We start from the raw sequence: 1,847 nt of genomic DNA, 5'->3' as shown, positions 1-1,847 counted from the left end.
TTCCTGACGGGGACGGCGCCGCAGACCACCCAGGTCGCCGGCGTGCGGCTGGTGCTGCTCAGCGGGGCGGACCCGTCGCAGCGGCTGCCGTTCGGCCGCACGATCCACCGCCGGGCCGAGATCCTGACCGCGGCCATCACCCGGGTCGCCGCCCGGCACGACGTGCTGCTGGTCGACGCGTTCCACGACCTGGAGGTCCGCCGGGCCGAGTACTGGTCGCCGGACCGGCTGCACCTCAACGCCGCGGGTCACCAGCGGGTCGCGTCCCTGGTCCTCGACGCGCTGGGGCACACCACCGTGGCGCACGCCGTCGACCCCGCCCCGGCCGCCCGGCGCAGCCTGCGCGCCGAGACCCGCTACTACCGCGAGCACGTGCTCCCCTGGCTGAACCGCCGGCTGCGCGGCATCTCGTCCGGTGACGACGAGGTCGGCAAGCACCCGGACTGGGTGGAGGTCGAGGCCAGGCCCAGGGTCTGACCGCGAGGCCGGTCGCGGACCGGGCACGGGTTGTTGCGCGGGGTGACGGGTGCCGCCATGATGGCGGTTCGTCAATACTCGACCAACAATGGGGTGGCGTGGTGAAGAAGTACCGATCAGCTCTCGTCGGGCTGGCGGCGGCGGTCGTGTCGGCCGTGGCGCCTGCGGTGCCCGCGCAGGCGGCGACGACGTTGCCCGCGGTGAACTTCCGCCTCAAGGCGACCGGCTACTCCGGGCTGGTCGACGACCTCGACGCCGCGCTGCCCAACGTCAGCGTCCCGACCGTGGTCGGTGACGGCAACCGCGTCGCCACGTCGTGCTCGCCGGCCGCGGCCAACCGGGTCGCCGCGTTCTGCTGGAACAGCGGGGACGACGACGTCACGTACTGGATCCCCCAGGGCATCACCACGACCGCGGACGCGTACGGCGAGGCGACCTACGAGGGTTCGACCGCGGTCCTGGTCAGCTGGTACGACGACGGCACCGACGGCGTGGACCGGGGCATCCGCGTCTCGTTCGTCGACTACTCCACCCCCTCCGCGCCGACCTACCGCCACGTGCTGCTGGTCGAGCCGTACACCAACGGCTCCGGCCAGGCCTCGTTCCGGCCGATCAACCTGCACGCCGGTGGCATGTTCTGGTACGGCCAGTACCTGTACGTCGCCTCGACGAGCAGCGGGTTCCGGGTCTTCGACCTGCGGCACCTCTGGCAGACCAGCACCACGAACAGCGCGGCCATCGGCCGCCAGTCCGACGGCAGCTACCAGGCCTACGGCTACAAGTACGTGCTGCCGCAGGTGCTCGCCTACAACCAGTCGACCACGAACGGGTACGCGCCGATCCGGTTCTCGTTCGCCTCGCTGGACCGCACCAGCACGCCGGACAGCGTGGTCGTCGGCGAGTACGCCAACCCCGGCGCGGGCAGCCGGCTGTTCCGGTTCCCCATCGACTACACCACCCGGATGCTCACCACGTCGTCGGACGGGTACGCCCACGCGAGCGAGGCCTACGACGTCTCCGTGCAGAGCATGCAGGGCGCGACCGCGGTCGACGGGAAGTTCTACCTGTCCACCAGCGACGGCAGCGGCAACGCGGGCGACCTGGCCACGTTCACGCCGGGCGGCTCGGTGGTGATGCACTACGACGTGCTGCCGGTCGGGCCGGAGGACTTCTCGTACTGGCCCGCCAAGGGGCAGCTGTGGTCGCTGACGGAGTACGCGGGCAACCGCTCGGTCTTCGCGGTGCGCGCGTCCGCCTACTGACGGCGGCGGGGGTCGGCCGCCGTGCGCTGACAGCAGCGCGGTCGGTCGCCGCGTGCCCACGGCGGCGGGTCAGGGGCGGATCGCTCCCGGTACCGACCACACCCAGTC

General features: G+C 72.1%; 2 protein-coding genes. Both read left to right on the top strand.

Annotated features, from left to right (window positions below; genetic code table 11):
• Window positions 1-477: GDSL-type esterase/lipase family protein (locus tag AB0G02_RS37945; RefSeq protein ID WP_360804665.1), on the top strand; the 477-nt coding region annotated here is incomplete at its 5' end.
• 101 nt (window positions 478-578) lie between these two features.
• Window positions 579-1,739 (top strand): hypothetical protein, encoded by a 1,161-nt coding sequence (locus AB0G02_RS37940; RefSeq protein ID WP_360804662.1) that lies wholly within the window; start codon window positions 579-581, stop codon window positions 1,737-1,739.
• Window positions 1,740-1,847 lie beyond the last annotated feature (108 nt).

Source organism: Actinosynnema sp. NPDC023658 (assembly GCF_040639995.1).
GTDB lineage: Bacteria > Actinomycetota > Actinomycetes > Mycobacteriales > Pseudonocardiaceae > Actinosynnema.
The sequence above is the reverse complement of the archived record's forward strand: the minus strand, read 5'-3'. Positions and strand labels throughout refer to the sequence as shown.